The 24,054-nt window shown below is 62.1% G+C and carries 17 protein-coding genes and 1 other RNA gene; 11 read left to right on the top strand and 7 right to left on the bottom strand.

Annotated elements, in window-relative coordinates; all coding sequences use genetic code 11:
- Both xdhB and xdhA read right to left on the bottom strand, forming a co-directional pair.
- On the bottom strand, nt 1-2,400 hold the full coding sequence (xdhB, locus tag AC19YX_RS07335; RefSeq protein ID WP_078471163.1) for a xanthine dehydrogenase molybdopterin binding subunit: 2,400 nt from the start codon (nt 2,398-2,400) through the stop codon (nt 1-3).
- The gene (xdhA, locus tag AC19YX_RS07330; protein WP_500605994.1) at nt 2,393-3,847 is read right to left on the bottom strand and encodes a xanthine dehydrogenase small subunit; all 1,455 of its coding nucleotides are present in this window, start codon (nt 3,845-3,847) and stop codon (nt 2,393-2,395) included. Before xdhA ends, xdhB begins: the two co-directional genes overlap by 8 nt.
- A 369-nt stretch (nt 3,848-4,216) precedes the next feature.
- On the opposite strand from xdhA, the gene AC19YX_RS07325 reads away from it, so the two are divergent.
- From AC19YX_RS07325 to AC19YX_RS07295, 7 genes are all read left to right on the top strand, one after another.
- Entirely contained in the window at nt 4,217-4,876 is a 660-nt protein-coding gene (locus AC19YX_RS07325) for a GntR family transcriptional regulator (RefSeq protein WP_078471165.1), read from the top strand.
- 2 nt (nt 4,877-4,878) lie between these two features.
- Nucleotides 4,879-8,367, top strand: a complete 3,489-nt coding sequence (gene smc / locus AC19YX_RS07320; protein ID WP_500605993.1) for a chromosome segregation protein SMC — start codon at nt 4,879-4,881, stop codon at nt 8,365-8,367.
- A gap of 258 nt (nt 8,368-8,625) precedes the next feature.
- Nucleotides 8,626-9,468 (top strand): cell division protein ZipA, encoded by an 843-nt coding sequence (gene zipA / locus AC19YX_RS07315; RefSeq protein ID WP_020300378.1) that lies wholly within the window; start codon nt 8,626-8,628, stop codon nt 9,466-9,468.
- 133 nt (nt 9,469-9,601) lie between these two features.
- Complete coding sequence (gene ligA, locus AC19YX_RS07310) at nt 9,602-11,968, top strand: NAD-dependent DNA ligase LigA (RefSeq protein ID WP_421547530.1); 2,367 nt, start codon at nt 9,602-9,604, stop codon at nt 11,966-11,968.
- A 105-nt stretch (nt 11,969-12,073) separates the two neighbouring features.
- Nucleotides 12,074-13,240, top strand: a complete 1,167-nt coding sequence (locus tag AC19YX_RS07305) for a zinc-binding metallopeptidase family protein (protein WP_500605992.1) — start codon at nt 12,074-12,076, stop codon at nt 13,238-13,240.
- A gap of 251 nt (nt 13,241-13,491) precedes the next feature.
- Nucleotides 13,492-13,588, top strand: an RNA gene (gene ffs, locus AC19YX_RS07300) — signal recognition particle sRNA small type.
- 276 nt (nt 13,589-13,864) lie between these two features.
- Nucleotides 13,865-14,455, top strand: coding sequence for an SH3 domain-containing protein (locus AC19YX_RS07295; RefSeq protein WP_500606140.1), 591 nt, complete (start codon nt 13,865-13,867; stop codon nt 14,453-14,455).
- A 68-nt stretch (nt 14,456-14,523) separates the two neighbouring features.
- Here the strand turns inward: AC19YX_RS07295 and AC19YX_RS07290 are convergent, their stop codons facing one another.
- Both AC19YX_RS07290 and AC19YX_RS07285 read right to left on the bottom strand, forming a co-directional pair.
- On the bottom strand, nt 14,524-15,417 hold the full coding sequence (locus tag AC19YX_RS07290) for a DUF2167 domain-containing protein (protein WP_500605991.1): 894 nt from the start codon (nt 15,415-15,417) through the stop codon (nt 14,524-14,526).
- A gap of 117 nt (nt 15,418-15,534) precedes the next feature.
- On the bottom strand, nt 15,535-16,401 hold the full coding sequence (locus tag AC19YX_RS07285) for a LysR family transcriptional regulator (RefSeq protein ID WP_500605990.1): 867 nt from the start codon (nt 16,399-16,401) through the stop codon (nt 15,535-15,537).
- Nucleotides 16,402-16,503: 102 nt separating this feature from the next.
- On the opposite strand from AC19YX_RS07285, the gene AC19YX_RS07280 reads away from it, so the two are divergent.
- On the top strand, nt 16,504-17,436 hold the full coding sequence (locus AC19YX_RS07280; RefSeq protein ID WP_500605989.1) for a DMT family transporter: 933 nt from the start codon (nt 16,504-16,506) through the stop codon (nt 17,434-17,436).
- On the opposite strand, the gene AC19YX_RS07275 is transcribed toward AC19YX_RS07280, so the two are convergent.
- Nucleotides 17,408-17,779 (bottom strand): VOC family protein, encoded by a 372-nt coding sequence (locus AC19YX_RS07275; RefSeq protein WP_500605988.1) that lies wholly within the window; start codon nt 17,777-17,779, stop codon nt 17,408-17,410. The genes AC19YX_RS07280 and AC19YX_RS07275 overlap by 29 nt on opposite strands.
- Before the next feature lie 146 nt (nt 17,780-17,925).
- Nucleotides 17,926-18,240 (bottom strand): helix-turn-helix domain-containing protein, encoded by a 315-nt coding sequence (locus AC19YX_RS07270; protein WP_020300385.1) that lies wholly within the window; start codon nt 18,238-18,240, stop codon nt 17,926-17,928.
- 601 nt (nt 18,241-18,841) lie between these two features.
- Between AC19YX_RS07270 and AC19YX_RS07265 the strand changes: the two genes are divergently transcribed.
- Nucleotides 18,842-20,542 (top strand): putative bifunctional diguanylate cyclase/phosphodiesterase, encoded by a 1,701-nt coding sequence (locus AC19YX_RS07265; protein WP_500605987.1) that lies wholly within the window; start codon nt 18,842-18,844, stop codon nt 20,540-20,542.
- 3 nt (nt 20,543-20,545) lie between these two features.
- On the opposite strand, the gene AC19YX_RS07260 is transcribed toward AC19YX_RS07265, so the two are convergent.
- Nucleotides 20,546-21,319: a substrate-binding periplasmic protein gene (locus tag AC19YX_RS07260; RefSeq protein WP_078471173.1), complete on the bottom strand. Its 774-nt coding sequence runs from the start codon at nt 21,317-21,319 to the stop codon at nt 20,546-20,548.
- Nucleotides 21,320-21,457: 138 nt separating this feature from the next.
- Between AC19YX_RS07260 and dnaX the strand changes: the two genes are divergently transcribed.
- Together dnaX and AC19YX_RS07250 are read left to right on the top strand one after the other, a co-directional pair.
- Nucleotides 21,458-23,566 carry a DNA polymerase III subunit gamma/tau gene (dnaX, locus tag AC19YX_RS07255; RefSeq protein ID WP_421547526.1) on the top strand — a complete coding sequence of 703 codons (2,109 nt, stop codon included), beginning with the start codon at nt 21,458-21,460 and terminating at the stop codon, nt 23,564-23,566.
- A 67-nt stretch (nt 23,567-23,633) separates the two neighbouring features.
- Nucleotides 23,634-23,972, top strand: a complete 339-nt coding sequence (locus AC19YX_RS07250; protein ID WP_020300389.1) for a YbaB/EbfC family nucleoid-associated protein — start codon at nt 23,634-23,636, stop codon at nt 23,970-23,972.
- The last annotated feature ends 82 nt before the right edge of the window (nt 23,973-24,054 follow it).

Genomic DNA, 24,054 nt, shown 5'->3' with positions numbered 1-24,054 from the left:
TCAGAGCGAAGCCAGCTCGGTTTCGGGTACCAGCGCTTTTGCAGCGTTCAGTTGGCGCATCTGCTCGCAGCCCCACAACACCCGCTCCGGCGTCGCCGGGGCGTCAATCTTCGGCTGATGGCGGTAGTCGCCGAGGCTGGCCACGGCATCCTTGATCGCACACCAGGCGGCAATGCCCAGCATGAACGGTGGCTCGCCCACGGCCTTGGAATGGAACACCGTGTCTTCCGGGTTCTTGCGGTTTTCCACCAGCTTGACCCGCAGGTCCAGGGGCATGTCGGCCACGGCCGGGATCTTGTAGCTGGCAGGGCCATTGGTCATCAGCTTGCCCTTGGCGTTCCACACCAGCTCTTCCATGGTCAGCCAGCCCATGCCCTGGATAAACCCGCCCTCGACCTGGCCGATATCGATGGCCGGGTTCAGGGAGGCGCCGACGTCGTGCAGGATGTCGGTGCGCAGCATTTTGTATTCGCCGGTCAGGGTATCGACGATCACCTCGGCGCAGGCCGCGCCGAAGGCAAAGTAATAGAATGGCCGGCCGCGGGCCTGGCTGCGGTCGTAATAGATTTTCGGGGTCTTGTAGAAGCCCGTGCTCGACAACGAGACCTGATTGAAATACGCCTGCTGGATCAGGGCTTCAAAGGTCAGGATGTGGTCGCGCACCCGCACGTGGCCATTGTGGAACTCCACGTCTTCTTCGCTGACCTTGTACTGCCGCGCGGCAAACTCCACCAGGCGCTGCTTGATGATCTCGGCCGCGTTCTGCGCCGCCTTGCCGTTCAGGTCGGCACCGCTGGAGGCGGCGGTCGGCGAGGTGTTGGGCACCTTGTCAGTGTTGGTGGCGGTGATCTGCACCCGGTCCATTTCCACCTGGAACACTTCCGACACCACCTGCGCGACCTTGGTGTTCAGGCCTTGGCCCATTTCGGTGCCGCCGTGGTTCAGGTGAATGCTGCCGTCGGTGTAGATGTGGATCAGCGCGCCGGCCTGGTTGAGGAAGCTGGCGGTAAAGGAAATGCCGAATTTGACCGGGGTCAGCGCCAGGCCTTTTTTCAGGATCGGGCTGTTGGCGTTGTAGCGGCGGATCGCTTCACGGCGCTCGGCATACTGGCTGCTGGCTTCCAGGTCTGCGGTCATTTCCTCGAGCATGTTGTGCTCGACGGTCTGGTAGTAGTGGGTGACGTTGCGCTCGGTCTTGCCGTAGTAGTTCGCCTTGCGCACCGCCAGCGGGTCCAGCGCCAGGTGGCGGGCGATGGCATCCATGACTTCTTCGATGGCGACCATGCCTTGCGGGCCGCCGAAGCCCCGGTAGGCGGTGTTGGACGCGGTGTTGGTCTTGCAGCGATGGCCGTTGATGGTGGCATCGCCCAGGTAGTACGAGTTGTCGGCATGGAACATGGCGCGGTCGACAATCGACGCCGAGAGGTCCGGCGAACAGCCGCAGTTGCCAGCCAGTTCCAGCTGGATTCCGTGCAGCCGGCCATTGCTGTCGAAGCCGACGTCGTATTCGATGTAGAACGGGTGGCGCTTGCCGGTCATCAGCATGTCCTCGACCCGCGGCAGGCGCATCTTGGTCGGCTGGCCGGTGAGGTGCGCAATCACCGCGCACAGGCAGGCCGGGCTGGCGGCCTGGGTTTCCTTGCCGCCGAAACCGCCGCCCATGCGCCGCATGTCGACCACGATCTTGTTCATCGACACGTCCAGCACTTCGGCCACCAGCTTCTGCACTTCGGTGGGGTTTTGCGTGGAGCAGTAGACGATCATCCCGCCGTCTTCGGTGGGCATCACCGAGGAAATCTGGGTCTCGAGGTAGAAATGCTCCTGGCCGCCGATGTGCAGCGAACCCTGGATCCGGTGTTCGGCGGTTGCCAGCGCGTTGGCCGAGTCGCCGCGCTGGTGGGTGTGGCTGTCGAGCACGAAGTGGCGCTTGCGCAGGGCCTCGACCACGTCCAGCACCGGTTCCAGGTCCTGGTATTCGATGATCGCGGCCATGGCGGCCTGGCGTGCGGTGTCCAGGTCCCTGGCGGCGACGGCCAGCACCGGCTGGCCGACGAACTGCACATCATCGATGGCCAGCAGCGGATCGCCCGGGAGCAACGGGCCGATGTCCTTGAGCCCGGGAATGTCCTGATGGGTGATGACAATACGTACACCGGCAAAGGCATAGCAGGGAGCGGTGTCGATGCTGAGGATTTTCGCGTGGGCGCGGTCCGAGAGCCGGGCGTACACATGCAGTTGGTTGGGAAACTCCAGCCGGTCGTCGATGTACTGCGCTTCGCCGGACACGTGCTTGTCGGCGCTGTCGTGCTTGACGCTACGCCCGACGCCGGTGGTGAGGTCCTGCTGGAACAGGGCGGCGAGTTCGGCTTGGGTCTTCTCGACCTTGTGATGATTAGACATAAGCGGTCACCCGAGTCTCGATGTGCGGTGTTTGCAGCTCGATAAAGTATTTGCGCAGCAGGTTCTGGGCGCTGAGCAGGCGGTATTCCTTGCTGGCGCGAAAGTCCGAGAGCGGGGTGAAGTCTTCGGTCAGGGCGGCGCAGGCGCGCTCCACGGTGTGATTGTTCCAGGATGCGCCGCGCAGCACGGCTTCGCAGTTCTTGGCGCGTTTGGGGATGGCGGCCATGCCGCCGAAGGCCACGCGGGCGTCGACCACCGTGCCGTTTTCCAGGCGCAGGTTGAAGGCCGCGCAGACCGCGGAAATATCGTCATCCAGGCGCTTGGAGACCTTGTATGCGCGAAACAGCTGCTCGGCGCTGGCGCGGGGCACGATGATCTTCTCGATGAACTCGCTTTCCTGGCGCGCGGTCACCCGGTAATCGATGAAATAGTCCTCCAGGGCCAGGGTGCGGCGGGTGTTGCCTTTGCACAGCACGATCTGCGCACCGAGGGCGATCAGCAGCGGCGGCGAGTCACCAATGGGCGAGGCGTTGCCGATGTTGCCGCCCAGGGTGCCCTGGTTGCGGATTTGCAGGGACGCGAAGCGCTGCAGCAGTTCGCCGAAGTCCGGGTACTCGGCGTTCAGCGCCTCGTAGCAGTCGGTGAGGGCGGTGGCGGCGCCGATTTCCAGGCGGTCGTCGAAACGTTCGATGCGCTTCATTTCTGCGACGTTGCCGACGTAGATCATCACCGGCAAGGTGCGGTGGAACTGGGTGACCTCCAGCGCCAGGTCGGTGCCTCCGGCCAGCAACCGGGCCTGGGGGTAGGCATCGTAGAGGTCGGCCAGGTCGGCGACGGTCAGCGGCACCAGGCAGCGTTTGTCGCCACTGTTGAGTTCGCCGGTGTCACTGGGGGCAATGGCCTTGAGGCGGGCGATGGTCTCGCTTTCGCGAGCGTCGAACTGGTCCGGCTGCTCGCCGCAGCAGGCTTGCGCGGCAGCGGCCAGGATCGGCCGATAACCGGTGCAGCGGCACAGGTTGCCGGCCAGGGCTTCGTGGGCCTTGTGGGTGTCTGGCTGGTCGCTGTTCTTTTGCAGGGCAAACAGCGACATGACAAAGCCCGGGGTACAGAAGCCACACTGCGAGCCATGGCACTCGACCATGGCCTTCTGCACGCTGTGCAACTGGCCTTGATGCTTGAGGTCTTCAACGCTGATCAATTGTTTGCCATGCAGCGACGAGACAAAGGTCAGGCACGAGTTGAGGCTGCGATAGCGGATTCGCTCGACGCCTGTGGCGTCCGTCTGCAATTCGCCGACCACCACGGTGCAGGCGCCGCAGTCGCCACTGGCGCAGCCTTCTTTGGTACCGGGTTTACCCAAGTGTTCGCGCAGGTAATTGAGCACGGTCAGGTTCGGGTCCAGGACGTGCTCACTGCACAGCTCCTGGTTAAGTAAAAACTGGATCACGGAGGGCCTCGCAGACTCATTATTGTTGTTAATCGCTGTGGGCCGAATTTAGTCAGATCTGACTTTTCGGTCAACGAATTTCTGACCTATGGGTCAGGAATTTTAAGCGATCAACAATTCAAGTATGGCCAAGATCCCCGAGGCCGCCTTGCAGAGCGGTCAGCGCTGCTCAAAGGCGCGCTGTGCGTGCGCTTGCCATCAATCCTTCGCAGTGGCTCGCGGCATCAGGCAATCGCCCCGATCGGGGTGGCTTGAATGAGTAAATGTGCTTATTTCATGCCAATTGTGCTGTTTGGGCACTCCGCCATGACGTGTCAATTGCGCTACACTGCGCCGCCTGTACTGATCGAAGATTTTTGAAGGAAAACCATGACGTTCAAGGCGCCGGACAGCCTCGCCGAGCAAATTGCTCACCACCTCGCCGAACGTATCATTCGCGGCGATCTCAAGCCTGGGGAGCGCATTCAGGAGCAGAAGGTCACGCTGGCACTCAATGTCAGTCGCGGTTCGGTCCGCGAAGCCTTGCTGATCCTCGAACGTCGTCACCTGATCGCGATCCTGCCGCGACGTGGGGCCCATGTCACCGAACTCACCGCGCACAAGGTGCAGAGCTTGTGCACCCTGATGAGCGAGCTGTACATCCTGCTCGGCAACTCGGTGGCCAGCGGCTGGACGGTCCAGGTTGACATGGCGCCGTTCCTGCAGATCCAGCAGCGCCTGATCGCCGCCTACGAGCGCCAGGACATCCGCACCTTCGTTGAAGAAAGCTTCAATGTGATGCGCGCGGCCTATCCCTTTGCCAACAACCCGTACCTGCAGGAGACCGTCGAGAACCTGCAGCCGGCCATGAGCCGTGCCTACTTCCTGGCGCTGGAGCAGCGCAAGGCGGAAATGAGCGAGTTCCTGGCGTTGTTCGAGCAGCTGCTGGCGGCGGTGATGGCCCGTGACCTGCCGCAAATCCGCCTGGTGCTGACGGCCTACGCCCAGCGCAGTTGCGACCTGGTGATTTCTGCGTTGACGGTCGCCTAAACGTGCGGCTCAAGTGCATCAAGCTGGCCGGGTTCAAGTCCTTCGTCGACCCGACGACCGTCAACTTCCCCAGTAACATGGCGGCGGTAGTCGGGCCCAATGGCTGCGGCAAGTCGAACATCATCGACGCCGTACGCTGGGTGATGGGCGAAAGCTCGGCCAAGAATTTGCGCGGCGAGTCGATGACCGACGTCATCTTCAACGGCTCCACCAGCCGTAAACCGGTGAGCCAGGCGAGTATCGAGCTGGTGTTCGACAACTCCGACGGCACCCTGGTCGGCGAGTACGCGGCCTATGCGGAAATCTCCATTCGTCGCAAAGTGACCCGCGACAGCCAGAACAGCTATTTCCTCAACGGCACCAAATGCCGGCGCCGTGACATCACCGATATTTTCCTCGGCACCGGCCTGGGGCCGCGCAGCTACTCGATCATCGAGCAGGGCATGATCTCCAAGCTGATCGAAGCCAAGCCCGAGGACCTGCGCAATTTTATCGAAGAAGCGGCCGGCATCTCCAAGTACAAGGAGCGCCGGCGCGAGACCGAGAATCGCATCCGCCGCACCCACGAGAACCTGGCGCGCCTGACCGACCTGCGCGAAGAACTCGAACGCCAGCTCGAACGCTTGCATCGCCAGGCCCAGGCGGCGGAAAAGTACCAGGAATACAAGGGTGAGGAGCGTCAGCTCAAGGCCCAGCTCTCGGCGTTGCGCTGGCAGGCCTTGCATGAGCAGGTGGCCCAGCGCGAGTCGATCATCGGCAACCAGGAAATCAGCTTCGAAGCCCTGGTGGCGGAACAGCGCAATGCCGATGCGGCCATCGAACGCCTGCGCGACGGGCACCATGATCTGTCCGAACGCTTCAATCTGGTGCAGGGGCGCTTCTATTCGGTCGGCGGCGATATCGCCCGGGTCGAGCAGAGCATTCAGCATGGGCAGCAGCGGCTGCGCCAGTTGCAGGATGATTTGCGCGAGGCCGAGCGCGCGCGCCTGGAAACCGAATCGCACCTAGGCCATGACCGCACCTTGCTCGCGACGTTGGGCGAAGAGCTGGACATGCTCGAGCCCGAACAGGAAGTCACCAGCGCCGCCGCCGAGGAAGCCGCCGCGGCCCTGGAAGACGCCGAAACCACCATGCACGGCTGGCAAGAGCAGTGGGACAACTTCAACTTGAGCTCTGCCGAGCCGCAGCGCCAGGCCGAGGTTCAGCAATCGCGTATCCAGCAGCTCGAAGGCAGCATGGAGCGCCTGGCCGAACGGCAGCGGCGTCTGGTCGAGGAGCGGGCATTGCTCGCCGCCGACCCGGAAGACGCTGCGATCCTCGAATTGAATGAAGAACTCGCCGCCAGCGAGGCGACCCTGGAAGACCTGCAGGCCAGCGAAGAGTCCCAGGTCGAGCGCCTGGAGCAGTTACGCCAGGAGTTGCAGCAAGCGACCCAGGCCCAGCAGCAGGCCCAGGGTGAATTGCAGCGTCTCAACGGTCGTCTGGCTTCTCTGGAGGCGCTGCAACAGGCCGCCCTGGATCCGGGCACCGGCACCGCACAATGGCTGCGCGAGCAAAACCTGGCCGAGCGCCCGCGCCTGGCCGAGGGCCTGAAGGTCGACCCGGGTTGGGAGCTGGCGGTGGAAACCGTGCTGGGCGCTGACCTGCAAGCGGTGCTGGTGGATGACTTTGCCGGCTTCGATCTGGCGGGCTTTCATCAGGGCGATTTGCGCCTGCTGCAACTGGCGGGCGATGGTGTGCGGATTGCCGGCAGTCTGCTGGACAAGGTGGAGGCACAGGTCGATCTGTCGCCCTGGTTGGGGCAGGTCAAGCCGGTGGAAAGCCTGGAGCAGGCCCTGGCCTTGCGTGGCCAGCTGGCAGCCGGAGAAAGCCTGATCAGTCGCGATGGCTTCTGGGTTGGGCGGCACTTTTTACGGGTGCGCCGGGCCAGCGAAGCGGAAAGCGGGATGCTCGCGCGCAACCAGGAAATCCAGCAGTTGGGCCTTGAGCGCGATGAGCGTGAAGCCGCGGTCGAGGCCCTGGAAAGCCAGTTATTGAACTTGCGGGCCCAGCAACGCCAGCAGGAAAACGGCCGCGAGCACCTGCGCCGTTTGCTGCAGGACGAAGCCCGCCAGCAGGGCGAGTTGAAAGCCAAGCTCTCCGCCGGCAAGGCCAAGGTCGAACAGTTGGCCCTGCGCCGCACCCGCCTCGACGAGGAAGTGAGCGAGCTGGGCGAGCAGCGCGCCCTGGAGCACGAACAAGTGGGCGAGGCCCGCCTGCAATTGCAGGAAGCCCTCGACAGCATGGCCCTGGATACCGAGCAGCGTGAACTGCTGCTGGCCCAGCGTGACAGCTTGCGCGAGCGCCTCGATCGGGTGCGCCAGGAGGCCCGTCAACATAAGGATCACGCCCATCAACTGGCAGTGCGCCTGGGCTCGCTCAAGGCCCAGCACGACTCCACGCGCCAGGCGTTGGAGCGCCTGGAGCTGCAATCCGAGCGCCTCACCGAAAAGCGCGAGCAACTGAACCTCAACCTGGAAGAGGGCGAAGCGCCACTGGAAGAGCTGCGCCTGAAACTCGAAGAGTTGCTGGAAAAGCGCATGACGGTGGACGTCGAGCTCAAGACCGCGCAGATCGCCCTGGAAGACGCCGATCGCGAGCTGCGCGACGCCGAGAAGCGCCGCACCCAGGCCGAACAGCAATCTCAGTTGATCCGCGGGCAGCTCGAACAGCAGCGCATGGAATGGCAAGCCCTGACCGTGCGCCGCAAGACTCTGCAGGATCAGTTGCTGGAAGATGGCTACGACCTGCAAGGCGTGTTGGCCACCCTCACCGGTGAGGCCAACGAGAAAGACGCCGAAGAAGAACTTGAACGCATTGCCGCGCGGATCCAGCGCCTGGGCGCCATCAACCTCGCGGCCATTGATGAATACCAGCAACAGTCCGAGCGTAAACGTTATCTGGATGCCCAGAACGCCGATCTGGTGGAAGCGCTCGACACTCTGGAAAACGTGATTCGCAAGATCGACAAAGAAACCCGTAACCGCTTCAAAGATACCTTTGATCAGATTAACTCGGGTTTACAGGCACTCTTTCCAAAAGTTTTCGGCGGTGGCAGCGCATATTTGGAACTGACGGGCGAAGATCTACTCGATACAGGGGTAACGATCATGGCGCGTCCGCCGGGCAAGAAGAACAGCACCATTCATTTGCTCTCCGGTGGTGAAAAGGCGTTGACCGCATTGGCCCTCGTATTTGCCATCTTCAAGTTGAATCCGGCGCCGTTCTGCATGCTCGACGAAGTTGACGCGCCGCTGGATGACGCTAACGTTGGACGCTATGCACGCTTGGTCAAGGAGATGTCGCAGACGGTGCAGTTCATCTATATCACCCACAATAAGATCGCCATGGAAATGGCCGATCAATTAATGGGGGTAACGATGCACGAGCCCGGTTGTTCGCGCCTGGTAGCAGTGGATGTCGAGGAGGCGATGGCGATGGTGGACGCCTGAGTCGTGATTGACCCGGGCAGTTGGGGCGGCAAGTAACAGCGTTTTAGCCACTCATACTGCTGGCCAATCAACATAATGGCGCTAGCCATTGCGACAGACGGTGTAAAGTTATCTTTGGTCGTGCTAGTTTAATGTCAATTTTTCGTATGCGTGGGCAAAACGCCATTCAGAACATAGAGTTGGCGCCACGTTTTAAAGCGGTTTGCAGTTTGCTAAACCCCTTATTTTTCAGCATTTTTTATAGAGGCACGGGATTACATGGAAATCGGTCTGCGCGAGTGGCTGATCGTCATCGGCATTATTGTCATTGCCGGTATTCTTTTCGATGGCTGGCGCCGTATGCGCGGCGGCAAGGGAAAGTTGAAGTTCCGTCTGGATCGAAGCCTGTCCAACCTGCCGGACGAGGACACCAGTGCCGAACTGCTGGGCCCGCCACGGGTGCTGGATACCCATAAGGAACCGCAACTCGACGAGCATGACTTGCCGTCGGTGAGCATGCCTGCCCGTGAGCCCCGCGAGTCGGGTTCCAAGCGCGGCAAGCGTGGCAACGAGCCCCATCAGGGTGACCTCAACCTGGACCTGGACAGCGGTCCGAGCTTCAGCAGCCGTGACGATGATTTCCCGGACGAAAACAAAGTTTCCAGCCACGTCGACAAGGACCAGCCGCAGGCCGAAGAAGTACTGGTGATCAGTGTGATCTGCCGCGACTCCGTGGGCTTCAAGGGGCCGGCCCTGTTGCAGAACATTCTGGAAAGTGGCCTGCGCTTTGGCGAGATGGATATTTTCCACCGCCACGAAAGCATGGCCGGTAACGGCGAAGTACTGTTCTCCATGGCCAACGCGGTCAAGCCGGGTGTATTCGATCTCGACGATATCGACCACTTCAGTACGCCGGCCGTGAGTTTCTTCCTCGGTTTGCCAGGCCCGCGTCACCCGAAGCAAGCCTTCGACGTGATGGTGGCGGCGGCGCGCAAGCTGTCCCAGGAACTCAATGGCGAACTCAAGGACGACCAGCGCAGCGTGCTGACCGCCCAGACGATCGAACACTACCGTCAACGCATCGTCGAATTCGAACGTCGCGCCCTGACTCAAAAGCGCTAAGCGCTTGCTCGCCGGCCTGCCGGTTGCCGCCGATCGATCAGGATCGCGCAGGCACCGGTTGGCTGGCGATGCTTCTGGAACCATCTTCAGATCGAGCAGCCTAGGCTGCTCTTTTGCTTTGTGAGAGAACATCATGACCGCCGCCGAAACCCGCATTCTTGAGCTGCGCGCTGAGCTGGATCAGCACAACTACCGCTACCACGTACTCGACGAGCCGAGCATCCCGGACGCTGAGTACGATCGGTTGTTCCACGAGCTCAAGGCCCTGGAAGCCGAGCATCCTGAACTGGTGACCAGCGATTCACCGACCCAGCGTGTCGGCAGCGCGGCGCTCTCGGCGTTCACCCAGGTGCGCCATGAAATCCCGATGCTCAGCCTCGGCAACGCCTTCGAAGAAGTCGACATGCGCGAGTTCGATCGTCGGGTCACCGAAGGCCTGGATCTGCCGGTAGGCGATCTGTTCGGCGCCGGGGCGGCGGTTGAGTACAGCTGTGAGCCCAAACTCGATGGCCTGGCGGTCAGCCTGCTGTATCAGGATGGCGTGCTGGTACGCGGCGCGACACGCGGCGATGGCACCACCGGCGAAGACATCAGCGTCAATGTGCGCACGGTGCGCAATATCCCGCTCAAGTTGCAGGGCAGTGGCTGGCCGCCGACCCTGGAGGTGCGCGGTGAGGTCTTTATGTCCAAGGCCGGCTTCGAGCGCCTGAATGCCACGCAGTTGGAAATCGGCGGCAAGACCTTCGCCAACCCACGTAACGCGGCGGCAGGCAGCTTGCGTCAGCTGGATTCGAAAATCACCGCCAGCCGCCCGCTGGAGTTCTGCTGCTACGGTATCGGCCAGGTCACGGCCGACATTGCCGACAGCCATATCGGCAACCTGCAGCAACTGAAGCAGTGGGGCATGCCGATCAGCCGCGAGCTGAAACTGGCCAAGGGCATCGACGAGTGCCTGGACTACTACCGCGATATCGGTGAGCGCCGCAACGCGTTGCCCTATGAGATCGATGGCGTGGTGTTCAAGGTCAACAGCATTGCCGCGCAGCGCGAGTTGGGTTTCCGAGCCCGGGAGCCGCGCTGGGCGATTGCCCATAAATTCCCGGCCATGGAAGAGCTCACCGAACTGCTCGACGTGGAATTCCAGGTCGGCCGTACCGGGGCAGTCACGCCGGTTGCGCGTTTGAAGCCGGTCAAGGTCGCCGGAGTCACCGTGTCCAACGCCACCTTGCACAACATGGACGAAGTGGCGCGCCTGGGGCTGATGATCGGCGATACCGTGATCATTCGTCGGGCAGGCGATGTGATCCCGCAGGTGGTGCAAGTGGTCACCGAGCGTCGGCCGGAAAACGCCCGGCCGGTGCAGATTCCCGAGAACTGTCCGGTGTGCGGCTCCCATGTCGAGCGCACCCAGTTGGTCAAGCGCAGCAAGGGGCGCGAGACCGTCAGCGAAGGCGCGGTGTACCGCTGCGTCGGGCGCCTGGCCTGTGGTGCCCAGTTGAAGCAGGCAATCATTCACTTTGTTTCGCGACGGGCCATGGACATCGAGGGCCTGGGGGACAAGACCATCGAGCAACTGGTGGACGAGAAGCTCATTGGCTCGCCGGCTGACCTGTACAAGCTCAAGTACGACCAGATCATCGACCTTGAAGGCTTTGCCGAGGTGTCCAGCAATAAGCTGCTCAAGGCCATCGAAGACAGCAAGACCCCAACCCTGGCGCGTTTTATCTATGCCTTGGGGATCCCGGACGTGGGCGAGGAGACGGCCAAGGTCCTGGCGCGGTCCCTGGCGTCTTTGGAGCGGGTCCAGCAAGCCTTGCCCGAAGTCTTGACCTACCTGCCGGACGTTGGCCTGGAAGTGGCTCACGAGATTCACAGCTTCTTTGAAGACAGTCACAACCAGGAGGTGATCGGCGCCTTGCTGGACCCGCAACAGTGCGGGCTGGTGCTGCAGGATCAGGGCGAGCTGGGCGCCGACTTTGCCGCCAGCACCACCCTGGAAGGCATGCTCGACAAGCTGCATATCCCCTCGGTGGGGCCGGGCGCGGCGCAGAAACTGGCCGACAAGTTCGGCACCTTGCAGGCGGTGGTGGCGGCTGACTGGCTCGATATGCGCCAGGCCCTGCCGGAGAAACAGGCCAAAGCGGTGCGCGACTTCTTCGATATCGAGAGCAACGCTCAGCGGGCACTGGCCATCGAGGCGCAGTTAAAGGCGTTCGGCATGCATTGGCAGAGCGAGAAAAGGGTCGTCGAAGGCTTGCCGCTGGCGGGCCAGACCTGGGTGCTCACCGGCTCCCTGGAGTTGATGAGCCGCGACGTGGCCAAGGACAAGCTGGAAAGCCTGGGCGCCAAGGTGGCCGGATCCGTGTCGGCGAAAACCTACTGTGTGGTGGCGGGCCCCGGCGCCGGTTCGAAACTGGCCAAGGCCAATGAACTGGGGCTGAAAGTGTTGGACGAAGAGGCGTTCGTCAGCTTTCTTTCCGGGCACGGCATCACGGTCTGATCGGCGGCGGGCAATCGCGACCACCTGCCGATTAATCGAACGAATCTTGGAACCCCTGAAGCTTGCCCATGATCTAGTCTTGGCAAGCCTCAGGGAGGGATCGTCATGTACCGTTTTTTCGAGCAGCTCAGTTCTCGTATCGCCGCGCCATTCATGGCCGGGCAGAGTCGCAACAGCAAAGTCTGGCAGTGCCGCTGCGGGCAATCGCTGTTCTTTCGCAACAGCCAGTGCCTGGCCTGTTCCGCCGCCCTGGGTTACCAGCCGGAGCAGAGCCGCCTGACGTCCTTGCAGCCAGGTTTTGAGGTGGATACCTGGACGCTCGATGCCGACCCGCCGGCGGGGTTGTTTCGTCGTTGCGCCAACCTTGATACCCCGGCGGCCTGCAACTGGCTGCTGCCGGCCTATGGCGCGGGCACCCTGTGCATTGCCTGCAGCCTCAATCGGACCATTCCTGACCTGTCGGTAGCCGAGAACCCCGAGCGGTGGCGCAAGGTGGAGATCGCCAAGCGGCGTCTGGTCGCGCAGTTGGTCAGCCTGGGTCTGCAGGTCATCCCGAAAACCCAGGATGAGGACTGTGGCCTGGCGTTCGATTTCGTCGGTGTCGACCTTGAAGGCAAGGCCCCCACCACCGGCCATGCCAACGGCCTGATCACCCTGGACATCAAAGAGGCCGACGATGCGCACCGGGAGAAGGTTCGGGTGCAGATGCGCGAGCCGTACCGGACCTTGCTCGGGCATTTTCGCCACGAGGTGGGGCATTACTACTGGGACCGCCTGATCGCCAACAGCCATTGGCTGGAGCCGTTTCGCGGCCTGTTTGGCGACGAGCGGGCCAGTTATGCCGAGGCGCTGGAGCGCCACTATGAACAAGGTGCGCCGCTGGACTGGCAGCAGAACTGCGTCAGTGCCTACGCCACCATGCACCCTTGGGAGGATTGGGCGGAAACCTGGGCCCATTACCTGCACATGATGGACGCGGTCGACACCGCCCTCGGTTTTGGCATGAGTGCGCGGGAGATGGATTTCGATTACCAGCCGTTTCCCTTGAGCACCTTGTATGACCCCGAACATCCGGGCGGGCCGGCCTTCCTCTCGTTCGTCAACGCCTGGATCGAGTTGGCCGGCATGCTCAATGAGTTGTCGCGCAGCATGGGCCAGCCGGACTTCTACCCCTTCGTCCTGCCGCCGGCGGTGATTGCCAAGCTGCACTTCATTCACCTGGTCATCCAGCAGGAAGGCGGCAAGGCCGACGACGTCCTGGCTCTGGACTAACACCGCTGCTGAAGGCCGGGTGGGGCGGCCCAGCCTTCCAGGCTCCCCGACCAGCCCCATGCTGTATCAGCAACCCGTCCCCGGGATTCGGCGTAACACCCTGCCACAACGCCCGCCCGCAGCGTGCCTGCTCCTGCGACAAGTGCTTGAAGCCCATCATATTTTTTAATCTGCATGCAGCGGTTGTAACTTCGACTCAGATAGGTACAATGGCGCGGCTCGCCGTCAGGTGAGCGTCGTTATGGTGACCCCATCGGTCCCCCCGCAACGATTACCCGTGAACCTGGTCAGAGCCGGAAGGCAGCAGCCACAGCGGGAACATTGTGTGCCGGGGTGTGGCTGGTGGGGTTGCCTCCATAACGCTTACTCGTTGATGTTCTTCAACGAGTCTTTTCTCGAATCACTCTCCCTTTTTTGAATGCCATGCTTCAGGCTTATCGTGCTTGCGGTTGAATTTCGCCTGCCTTGGGCGCAGGGGAAGCTGCATTCGCAATGCGGTGCTGATGACGGGCATGAAGTACAAGGACGTTGTCGCCATAGCTTATAGCAGGCGCATTGAAAATGCCGACACGGCACTCAAAGGGAAAAAATAACGTGGTGATTCGACGTTCTACTTGGCTGGTCCTGACCGCTTCGGTCTTCAACCTGTACCTGGGGGATGCTGCGCTGGCGGCGACATCAACCCTGCAATCGGGCAAATACGAAGCCTTGATGTTGGCGGTAACCCCGGAACATCAGGTCGAGGGTTACTACTCCGAACAGATGGGGGAGGGCGTGAGCCGCAGTTGCACCTTTTACCTGCAAGGCAAGGTTGAGGCGGGGCGCAAGGCAGCGCTGGTCACCTGGCTTGATGCCAGCTACCCCGGCAGCCTTGAAGCCACCGCCACGGGCGTGAACCTGACCATCGGCAAAGGCCAGCAGCACCCGGGTTGCATCAGTGTGATGACGCCGGAGATCGCCACCGGCCTGGAGTTGACCCGGACCGCCAGCAAGCAGTGGGTCAGCCTGGTCACCGTGACCGCCGACAAGGCGTACCTGCAAAAGGCCCCTGACGCCAAGGCCGGGCATCGCGCCTATCTCGTCAAGGACGATGTGGTCGGGGTGTTGGGCTTCAACAAGGGGTGGGCGCAGGTTGAGTTCATCAACGATCAGGACCGATCGTTCAGCGGCTGGATCAGCCAGGACCAATACGCGAAGTTGACGCCGAAGCAGTAAGGCGTTTATCCGCTAGGGCCTAGGGATTGGGCAGGCATCGCCCCCGCAGTACGGGGGCGATTTTTGGCTCAGGACTTCTTCTTGAACAGTTTGCGGATCAGCACGCCAAGGCCGACCAGACCAAGCACAATGAATTTCTTGCCCGCCAGGAGCAGTACGCCGAGTTTGGCGAACAGCCCGGCCTTGCTCGCGATACCGCCGGCGACCAGGGCTGCCAGGCCGTAGGAGGCCAGTTTGTCGGTGCCCGGGTTGTAGTCGGCGTAGCGGTTGCCTTCAGTGAAGTTGGTGGAGGCCAGCACCTTCGGCATCTCGCGCTTGATGGTCGGCAAGTCGGCCATGGCCGCCACCGCGTTGAGCTCCAGCACGCCCTCGCGGCCCAGCACGCGGATGCTGTAGTTCAGGGTGCTGTCCTTGGCTTCTTCGGCCTTGAGTTCGCGGGCCCAGTACATCTTGTGCGATTGCGCGTCATAGCGCGGCTGTTCGGCCCAACCCAGCAGGTAGAGAGCGCCGTAGCCCTGTTCCTTGCGTTGTTTGTTGTCTTCTTCGTCTTCGGCCTGCATTTGCTTGAGCAGGTCGTTGTAGTCGATTTTTGCCGCGTCTTCGTCGGAGATATGCCCGTCGTCGTTGTAGCTGATGATCACGCCCCAGCCTTCGGCTGCCAGGGGGCTGACGTTGCTCGGGACGATCATGCCCAGGTTGCTGAAGCCGGGCGGGTTGCCCCAGCCTTCGGTGAGGAGCTTTTCGGTGTCGGTGGGGTTGAGGTAGTAGAACTCTTTACTCAGGTCGAGGCGGGCAATGTCGCCAGGCAGTTTGATGCTGCCGTGCTGCGGCGAGAGTGATGCCAGGAATTGCTCCGGGGTCACCTGGTCGGCGTCGCTGCTGTCGGCAGGGGCGGCGGCGCTGGCGCTGAATGGCGCGGCATAGAGGGTCAGTGCGGCCAGGAGGAGGCGCAGGTATTTCATCGTATTCCCTTACATCTTGTGACAAAAAGACGCGCAGGATACCGGCAGCGTTGGGGGCAGCTCAATCGGATTGTTCCGTTTTGCGCCAGTACGGCAGGGCGTTGCGGCGGTTTTGAATCAGCCTTGGAGCTGCTCCTGCAGCAGTTGCGCAAAGGCGTCACGTGCCGTGTGGCGCTGGATTTCCTGGTGCCAGACAAAGCGATTCTCCACCGGCTGCAATTCGGCAAAGCGATAGATCTGCAAGCTTGCGGACTGGGCGTATCGCTCCAGTACGCCCTCGGGCACCAGGGCCATGCCTGCACCCGCACTGACGCAGCCGATGATGGTGCCCCAGCTGGCGTAGCCGGTGATCGACGCCTGGACCCCGTTGGCGCCCAGCCAGTCTTCCAGGGCGCGGCGATAGGGGCAGCCGCTGGGCCACATGAACAGGGTCTGGCCGTGCAGATCGCGGGCACTGAGGATCGGTGCGGCGCAGGCATGGGTGATCAGCACCAATGGCTCGCTGTAGAGCGTGGTGCGCTGCAATTTGGCGGGCAGTGCGTCGGTGGCGACCAGGGCGCCGTCGAGCCGATGGTGCTGCAGTTCGTCAAACAGCTGGGACCAGGTGCCGGTGACCAGCTCCAGGGTGACGTGGGGATAACGGCGATGGTATTCGGCGAGCAGCGGCGGCAGGCGGCCTCCGGCGCAGGATTCGATTGCGCCGATGCGCAGGCTGCCACGGGGGCTGGCGTTGTGGTCGACGGCGCGCTTGGCTTCGTCCACCAGCGCCAGGATGCGTTCGCTGTAGCCGAGGAATATTTCCCCGGCCGGGCTGATTTTCAAGCCGCGGCCGGCACGGATGAACAGTGCGGTGCCCAGTTCGCTCTCCAGCTGCTTGATCCGGGTGGTGATGTTGGAGGGCACGCAATGCAATTGCAGGGCGGCACGGGCGATGCTGCCGGTGCGCGCTACCGCTCTCACCATGTTTAGTTGGGCCAGTTCCATCGTTCACTTCCTGTGAGGTCTGGGCTCAGTATCCATCAATTGTGGTGAGGTGTGCAGGGCGCGAGACTGAGGTTCTTTCCTCGGCTACCCGGACTTCATCCCTTGAACATTTCCCCCATATTGAAAACGGTCCTGGCCGGCGCCTTCGTCATTCTGTGCTGGGCCTATTCCCCGGTGGGTATCCACATCGGGCTCGAGGGCTATGGGCCGGGGCACCTGGCGCTGCTGCGCTTTGTCATCGCGTCGGTGTTCATGGCCGGGGTGGCCCTGGTGATGAAGATCTCCCTGCCACGCTGGCGCGATCTGCCGTGGCTGCTGGTGCTGGGATTCTTCGCAATTGCCTTGCATCACGTCAGCCTCAATTACGGCCAGCAAGGGGTCAGTGCCGGTGTGGCGAGTGTGTTGGCGCAGTCGGCGCCGATCTTCAGCACGCTGATCGCGTTTTTCTGGTTGAAGGAGCCAGTCAGCGGCTGGCGCTGGTTTTGCGTGGGGCTCGGGCTGTTCGGGGCGCTGCTGGTGATGGGCGCCGATCGTGGGTTGGCCGGGATTGAGCCCAGAGGACTGCTGATTTTGCTGGCGGCGTTTTCCTGGGGGTTGTACTTCGTTTTGCAGCGTCGTTACTCGGGGCATTACGGGGTGCTGACCACGGTGTGCTACATGGTCTGGTCCGGCACTCTGTTGCTGACTGTGTATGCACCGGGCCTGGCCCAGGCAGTGGTGCAGGCAACCTGGCGGGTGAACCTCGCGGTGCTGGTGCTGGGGCTGTTTCCCAGTGCATTGGCTTACCTGGCGTGGGCCTATGTGCTGGCGCGCACCGAAGTCAGTCGGGCGGCGATTGCGATGTACCTGATCCCACCGCTGGCGATGCTGCTGGCGTCGCTGGTGTTGCACGAACCGTTGCGCCCCGAAGTGCTGCTGGGGGCCTGCGTAGTGTTGGGCAGTGTACTGGCGATGCAGTTGGAGGGGCGTTGGCGCAAGGGCAGGGGCGCGCCAGCAGCGGGGCAGATCAGTCGAGGGTCGGCGCAAAGACCCTGAGCCGGTGCCCGTCCGGATCGACGGCGACAAAGGTGTAGCCAAAATCCAGGGCGATGGGGGCGAGGAGGATGGGCTGGCCCAGTTCGCTCCAGCGCTGATGCAGGCGGTCGACCTCGGCCAGGCTGTCCACCGCAAGGCCCAATTCGGCCGCGCCCGGGAGTGCCTGGGGCGAAGGCTCTACGGTGTGCCTGGACCACAGCCCGAGCTTCAGACCCGAATCCAGGATGAACAGGGCGAAGGTCGGCGACAGCTCCACGGGCGGCTTGTCCAGCAGGCGGCTGTAGAAGTGGGCGCTGGTGGCCGGGCTGTCGACGTAAAGCAGAAGGTAGGTGTGGGTCATCATGAGACTCCGATTTCCGTGCTGGGTGGCTGAACAGAGGCCACCAGCTTAAGTGGCGCAGCTGTCAGTTCCTGTCAGGAGTCGTGGTTAAAAAAAACCAGGCAGATTATCGCGGGCGATAGCCTGCCTTGTTCGTGCATGACTGGGCTCTAAGGCTTGGACAAGGCCTGGTCAACCGCTGCTATCAGCTTTCCCAGATCCTTCGGGGGGGCGTTGTGAATGACACCGAACAAATAAGCTCGCTGTTCGTCTTCCTCGCCCATATCGGCAAAAAAGGCTTTCAGCTTCACTCCCAGAACATCGGCAAACAGAAACAGAGCTTCAACGCTGGGGGTGTAGGTGCCGGTTTCGAAGCGGCTGATGGTTTTAGGGTCAAAACCGGTTTTTTCACCTAGTTCAGCCTGAGTAAGCCCCGCTACCTTGCGATAACGTCTTATGGCTGGACCCAAACTTGAAATTTGCATCGCTCAATTCCCATTTAGAATCAAGAACTTAACGATAAATCTTCGCATTAGACAACACCATGATTCATCACCTTGCTTTGCAAAATGTGATGTATTTCGTAGAATCGACGCTTCGGACAGGTATTTGGTGATCTGGTTTCAGAAGGCGGAGTTTGCGAAACAGGAACTCATTGCATTTGCCCTGTCCGCCCGGACCCGAGGATATGGCGCGCGCTGGACGTCTCGTTAACCTGCGCCAACACTCCGTCGCCACCGTGCCCGGTGCCCTGTTTGATCCTAGTTGGTCTTCGTCGACCCGAAGCTCGACCGTCGCGCAAACCGCTGTACGGCTGCAACCCCGGCATCAGTGTCGGTGGAGCCTTGCCGCCCCGAAGTACATTGCGAACAGCCCGCAGCCGGCCACCCCGGCATGGGTTTGGAATGCTCTCCATGGAGTTCTAACGTGCGTCTCAAATTGCCGGTTACCTGTGTTGAACGGATCTTTCCGGGGCAGCAGCGGCTCGATGTCCGGTGCCCCGGTGCTCCGGATCCAAAACGAATCTCTTCCGGGCCCCAGGCCCTGGTCGAGCGGTTCAACCGCTAGCGACAGTGAGCCTGACTCATGGATGAGAAATACCGCAGGGCCGTAGACGCAGCCGCCATTTTTTCCGAGACCGATCTGGACGGGCGTATCACTTACGTCAACGACCTGTTCTGTAAAGTCTCGGGTTACAGCCGCGAAGAGTTGGTGGGCGCCGATCACAAGATCCTCAGCTCCGGCCTGCACCCGCCCGAATTCTTCACCTCCCTGTGGCGCACCATTGCCCTGGGCCAGGTGTGGAAGGGTGAAATCTGCAACCGGGCCAAAGACGGCACCCTGTACTGGGTCGACAGCACCATGGTGCCGCTGCTCGACGATTCTACCGGGCGCGTGATGCGCTATGTGTCGATCCGCTTCGATGTCAGCGAAAACCGCCAACTCTTGCATTCATTGCAATGGCGGGTGGGGCATGACGTGCTCACGGGCTTGCCCAATCGGGCGTTTCTTTCCGATCTGTTGAACCAGGCACTGGCGTTTTCCCGCCAGGAAGACATCCCCCTGGCGGTGTGCATGCTCGATCTCGACGGCTTCAAGGCGGTCAATGATGGTTATGGGCATGCCTGCGGTGACCTGCTGCTGGTCGAAGTGGCCAGCCGCTTGCGCAGCATTGTGCGTGGCGAGGATGTGGTGGCACGGCTGGCCGGTGACGAGTTCGTGCTGATTCTGCGCTATGTGCGCGACGTTCAGGAGTTGCGGGCGGCCCTGCACCGGGTGCTGAGTGCGATTTCCACGCCCTATTCGATTCAGGGCAAGGAAATCAATGTCTTCGCCAGTATTGGTGTGACCCTGTTTCCGGCGGACAACGACGACGCCGATACCTTGCTGCGCCATGCCGACCAGGCGATGTATGTGGCCAAGCAGGGCGGGCGCAATCGCTTCCATCTGTTCGATGTGTCCCGCGACCGCGAGGTCAAGGCTACGCACCAGACGGTCGAGCTGGTGCGCCATGCCCTGAACGCCGGGGAGTTGTGCCTGCATTTCCAGCCCAAGGTGAATATGCGCACCGGCTCGGTGGTCGGTTTTGAAGCCTTGCTGCGCTGGCAGCACCCGCAACGCGGGCTGGTGGGTCCCAATGAGTTTCTGCCGCTGGTGGAAGAAACCGACCTGATCGTGGATATCGGCGAGTGGGTCATGAATCAGGTCATGACCCAGTTGCAGCAATGGCAAGTGAGCGGTCAGGGTTGGCCGATCAGCGTCAATATTGCCGCGCGGCACTTCCAGCGCGCTGATTTCGTCGAGCGCCTCAAAGCGATGCTGGCGCGTTATCCGCAGGTGGCGCCGCAGTTTCTGGACCTGGAAATTGTCGAATCGGTGGCGATCGAGAATATCGAGCACGTCAGCGATTGCCTGCAGGCCTGTCAGGCCCTGGGCGTGCAGTTTTCCCTGGGGGATTTCGGCACCGGTCATGCCTCCCTGAGTTACCTCAAGCGCCTGTGCACCCAGACCATCAAGATCGACCGGGTATTTGTCGCCGATATCCTGCAAGACCAGAACGATCTGGCCCTGGCCCAGGCGCTGATCGGCCTGGCCCGTGCGTTCGGGCGCAAGGTGGTGGCCGAGGGCCTGGAAACCCGCGAGCACGGGGAAGTGTTGATGGCCCTGGGCTGTGACGTGGCCCAGGGCTACTTCATTGCCCAGCCGATGCCGGCGCAGGAGATTCTGCGTTGGGTGGCGAGTTTCAGCGCCCCTCTGGAATGGCAGGCCCGGGAAGTCGCGTTGTGAGGCTCAGGGCTGATCGGCGACCGGCACGGCCTCCGCTGACTCGCGGATGCCGGTGTAGAGCTGGATGATGTCGTCGATTTCGCCGGACATTTTCATCCGCAGCAGGGTACGCAATATGGTTTGCACCGGCACCTGCGGGTCATTGCGCACGTAGCAGCCGATGGCCTGTTCCTGCAGGACCGCCACGCTGTGCAATTGTTTGTCGGGCATCAGCCGCTGGTTGAACCAGTTCAGGGTCCATTGATTGCTGACCGCATAGTGGTAGCGGCCGGCGCCGAGTTTCTCCAGCACCTGTTCCTGGTTGCGCGCATCGTCGCGTACCAGTTGGCCGCGTTCGAACAGCGGCTGCAGGGACGGGTAGGTGTAGCTAAGCACCGTGCCGATGTTTTGTGGCGGCAGGTTCGCGGCCGTGATCGCCTGTGGGTCTTGCCCGGTACTGACCAGCAGGTCGCGCTGCACGAACAGCGGAATGCTCCAGATGTAGTCGCCCGACTGATTGGGCAGCCAGGACTGCGCGACATAGCAGCGCACGTCGATTTCACCGCGTTCCATGGCGGCCTGTACCCGCGCCCGCGCCAGGACATGAAATTCGGCGGGGCGACCGACCTGGGTGGCGAGGCTGGCCATCATGTCGTGGAGGATGCCCTGGGTCGGTTTGCCCGCCTCAATCTGCACCAGGGGCATGGCCCAGCTATCGGCGATCGCAAAACGCAGCGCCGGCTCGCTGGCCGAGGTACTGGCACTGATCAGTAGCAGGGCGCCCCAGGTTAAGCGCATACGATCTCCGTCCGTGATTAGGCCGCTTGCAGCCCCGCAAAATGCAGCTTAGCCAGATTAGACGAGCACACCGGATGCAATTTCGCCCTTGCTCCGCTAGCATTACCGGCTTCCGCTTCCCAGTTGCGACGGTTTTCGATGAGTTATCAGGTTCTTGCACGTAAATGGCGTCCGCGCTCGTTCCGCGAAATGGTCGGCCAGACCCATGTGCTCAAGGCTCTGATCAATGCCTTGGACAGCCAGCGGCTGCACCACGCCTATCTGTTTACCGGCACCCGCGGGGTGGGCAAGACCACCATCGCGCGGATCATTGCCAAATGCCTGAACTGTGAAACAGGTATCACTTCCACGCCCTGTGGCACCTGCTCGGTCTGCCGCGAGATCGACGAAGGGCGCTTCGTCGACCTGATCGAGATCGACGCCGCGAGCCGGACCAAGGTCGAAGATACCCGCGAACTGCTGGATAACGTGCAGTACGCGCCGAGCCGCGGGCGCTTCAAGGTCTACCTGATCGACGAAGTGCACATGCTTTCCAGTCACTCGTTCAACGCCCTGTTGAAAACCCTGGAAGAGCCGCCGCCCTACGTCAAATTCATCCTGGCCACCACCGATCCGCAGAAACTTCCTGCAACCATTCTGTCGCGCTGCCTGCAGTTCTCCCTGAAGAACATGACGCCGGAGCGTGTGGTCGAGCATTTGACCCACGTGCTGGGCGTCGAGAACGTGCCGTTCGAAGACGACGCCCTGTGGCTGCTGGGGCGTGCCGCCGATGGCTCGATGCGCGATGCCATGAGCCTGACCGACCAGGCCATCGCCTTTGGTGAAGGCAAGGTCATGGCTGCCGACGTGCGGGCGATGCTCGGTACCCTGGACCACGGTCAGGTATTCGATGTCCTGCATTCACTGATCGAAGGCGATGCCAAGGCATTGCTTGAGGCGGTGCGCCACCTGGCCGAGCAGGGCCCGGACTGGAATGGCGTGCTCTCGGAAATTCTCAACGTTCTGCACCGCGTCGCCATTGCCCAGGCATTGCCCGAGGGTGTCGACAACGGCCATGGCGACCGCGACCGGGTGCTGGCCCTGGCCCAGGCCCTGCCGGCCGAGGATGTGCAGTTCTATTACCAGATGGGTCTGATCGGCCGGCGCGACCTGCCGCTGGCTCCGGACCCGCGAGGCGGCTTCGAGATGGTGCTGCTGCGGATGCTGGCCTTCCGCCCGGCAGACACTGCGGACGCGCCGAGGCAGGCGCTAAAGCCAGTGGGGATCAGCCAAGCCACAGTTGATTCCGCTCAATCCGTGGCGCGCACCGTACCTGCTGCACCCGTAGCGGCAGTGGTGGCGCCGGTCGCTGCTGTCGAGCCTGTCGCCCCCGTTGTCCCACAGGCTGCCCCACCAGCCGTGCCTGAGCCGGTAGTGGCGGCCGTTGTGGCCCCAGCGCTTGAAGTCGTCCCCGAGCCGACGCCCGAACCGCCAGTTGCCGAAGCGGTGGTCGACTTGCCGTGGAATGACCCGGTTGAGCCGAGCATCGAGCAACAGCCCGCTGTCGAACCGGTGCTGGAAACCGCCGCCGAGCAGCCAGAGCTGACGCCGATGCCGACCCCCACGCCTGACAGCGTGGTGCCGGACGCGCCGGAGTGGGTCAGCGCGCCGGTGCCGGAGCCGACGGTGGCCGAGGTGGACGCCGCGACACCAGGTATTGACCTGGACGACGAGCCGCCGTTGGACGAGGACTATATTGAGCCGGACATGGATTCGGCCTACAGCTACCTGGACGAACTGGCCAGTGAGCACGCCGCTGAACCGGCCCCCGAGCCGGAACCGGAGCCTGCGGCGATGCCGGCCACCGGCCTGGCATTGGAGTGGTTGGAGCTGTTCCCGAAACTGCCGATTTCCGGCATGACCGGCAGCATTGCCGCCAACTGCACCCTGATGGCGGTGGACGGCGACAACTGGTTGCTGCACCTGGACCCGGCGCACAGCGCGCTGTTCAACGCTACCCAGCAACGCCGGCTCAACGATGCACTGAATCAGCATTTCCAGCGCACCTTGAGTATCAGCATCGAGCTGATCAAGCCCGAGCAGGAAACCCCGGCCCAGGCCGCATCGCGGCGGCGGGTCAATCGCCAGCGCGAGGCCGAGGAGTCGATCCACGGCGATCCGTTCATCCAGCAGATGGTGCAACAGTTCGGCGCGGTGGTTCGGCACGATACTATTGAACCTGTCGAAGCCCTGGTCACTCAGGGCTAATAACTGAAGGGCGCCGGGTCCTGTTGGCCGGGCGCGATGTTTATCCAAGTACTTTGAGGTGATTCCCATGATGAAAGGTGGCATGGCCGGCCTGATGAAGCAGGCGCAGCAGATGCAGGAAAAAATGGCCAAGATGCAGGAAGAGCTGGCCAACGCCGAAGTCACCGGCAAGGCGGGTGGCGATATGGTCACCGTGGTCATGACCGGTCGTCACGACGTCAAGCGTGTCAGCATCGACCCAACCCTGCTTGAAGGTGTCAGCGAGGATGACCGCGAAGTACTGGAAGACCTGTTCGCTGCGGCGGTCAACGACGCCGTGCGCAAGATCGAAGCCAACAGCCAGGACAAAATGTCCGGCATGACTGCAGGCATGCAATTGCCTCCAGGCATGAAGCTGCCGTTCTGATTCGCGCGAGCGCATCGGATGTAGTACAAAAAAAGCCAGGCTTCGAGCCTGGCTTTTTTTTGCTTCAGCGCACCTGCCCGGC

This window comes from Pseudomonas sp. MF09150 (genome assembly GCF_059862355.1).
Note: the sequence above shows the minus strand (reverse complement) of the source record. Positions and strands in the feature narration are given on the sequence as shown.

Excerpts from the sequence above, each read along its gene's own strand:
- xdhB (WP_078471163.1), bottom strand. The coding sequence starts at position 2,400 with ATGTCTAATCATCACAAGGTCGAGAAGACCCAAGCCGAACTCGCCGCC.
- AC19YX_RS07325 (WP_078471165.1), top strand. The coding sequence starts at position 4,217 with ATGACGTTCAAGGCGCCGGACAGCCTCGCCGAGCAAATTGCTCACCAC.
- zipA (WP_020300378.1), top strand. The coding sequence starts at position 8,626 with ATGGAAATCGGTCTGCGCGAGTGGCTGATCGTCATCGGCATTATTGTC.
- ligA (WP_421547530.1), top strand. The coding sequence starts at position 9,602 with ATGACCGCCGCCGAAACCCGCATTCTTGAGCTGCGCGCTGAGCTGGAT.
- AC19YX_RS07305 (WP_500605992.1), top strand. The coding sequence starts at position 12,074 with ATGTACCGTTTTTTCGAGCAGCTCAGTTCTCGTATCGCCGCGCCATTC.
- AC19YX_RS07290 (WP_500605991.1), bottom strand. The coding sequence starts at position 15,417 with ATGAAATACCTGCGCCTCCTCCTGGCCGCACTGACCCTCTATGCCGCG.
- AC19YX_RS07285 (WP_500605990.1), bottom strand. The coding sequence starts at position 16,401 with ATGGAACTGGCCCAACTAAACATGGTGAGAGCGGTAGCGCGCACCGGC.
- AC19YX_RS07275 (WP_500605988.1), bottom strand. The coding sequence starts at position 17,779 with ATGATGACCCACACCTACCTTCTGCTTTACGTCGACAGCCCGGCCACC.
- AC19YX_RS07270 (WP_020300385.1), bottom strand. The coding sequence starts at position 18,240 with ATGCAAATTTCAAGTTTGGGTCCAGCCATAAGACGTTATCGCAAGGTA.
- AC19YX_RS07265 (WP_500605987.1), top strand. The coding sequence starts at position 18,842 with ATGGATGAGAAATACCGCAGGGCCGTAGACGCAGCCGCCATTTTTTCC.
- AC19YX_RS07260 (WP_078471173.1), bottom strand. The coding sequence starts at position 21,319 with ATGCGCTTAACCTGGGGCGCCCTGCTACTGATCAGTGCCAGTACCTCG.
- dnaX (WP_421547526.1), top strand. The coding sequence starts at position 21,458 with ATGAGTTATCAGGTTCTTGCACGTAAATGGCGTCCGCGCTCGTTCCGC.
- AC19YX_RS07250 (WP_020300389.1), top strand. The coding sequence starts at position 23,634 with ATGATGAAAGGTGGCATGGCCGGCCTGATGAAGCAGGCGCAGCAGATG.